At 40.5% G+C, this 702-nt stretch carries 1 protein-coding gene and 1 pseudogene; one reads left to right on the top strand and one right to left on the bottom strand.

Translation table 11 applies throughout. The features are described 5' to 3' along the window. On the bottom strand, nt 1-291 hold a 291-nt coding region (locus tag AB4232_RS22345), incomplete at its 3' end, for a PBPRA1643 family SWIM/SEC-C metal-binding motif protein (protein ID WP_372088043.1). A 255-nt stretch (nt 292-546) separates the two neighbouring features. Between AB4232_RS22345 and AB4232_RS22350 the strand changes: the two are divergent. Further along, nucleotides 547-702 (top strand): annotated as a pseudogene (locus AB4232_RS22350) (HAD family hydrolase); the annotation flags it as partial.

Consider the following 702-nt stretch of genomic DNA (forward strand, 5'->3'; position numbering starts at 1 on the left):
ACATGGATCGTTACGGTTAGGTGTTTTTTCGAACGTCATTGTTTTTGGCTTGTTTAGCAACGTGTCGAACTCAAGTGTGTTTTCTTCTTTCTCTGCATCCACAGATACAGTCACGAAGATTGAATGTTCAGCAGCGATTGCTTCAACTTCAGTTTTGCGAGCGTCAGTTTGAACCGTTACATTGACTGGTGACTCTTCAGTACCCACTTTAACATCGCGGTTTACGTTGTAGCCTGCAAGAACGTGGTTCTGTCTTGTTTCGATACGGCCTTTGAAAAATAGTTTCGACATTGGGTACTCATTAAAAATGTTGAATGGCGCTATTTTTAATGGCGATAGCGCAATGGAGCGGGGATTATACGCATATATTGCAATTGATAAAGCAGTGATGTGAGCAAACGCAGTTTGGTTTTTGCTTGCTAGTAACGGTTTGCTCTCTAGCTTTGTTCGGATTGGACTAATTTTCAAATTCAAGACAATAAGGTTTCCCTCAATAGGGCTTCAAGTGATAAATTGAAATCGTCAATTTAAACAACGAGATACACCATGAAGTTAGATGCCATCCTGTGGGATTACGATGGAACCTTAGTCAATTCCGTTCCAAAGAATATCGCAATCACAAAAGACATTATCTCTTTAGTCGCGCCACACTTGTCAGGTGACAACTTACCTAAATATTTACTCAGCGAAGCGCTTTATCAT

The organism is Vibrio sp. 10N.286.46.A8 (assembly GCF_041470165.1).
In the GTDB taxonomy this organism is placed as follows: domain Bacteria; phylum Pseudomonadota; class Gammaproteobacteria; order Enterobacterales; family Vibrionaceae; genus Vibrio; species Vibrio tasmaniensis_A.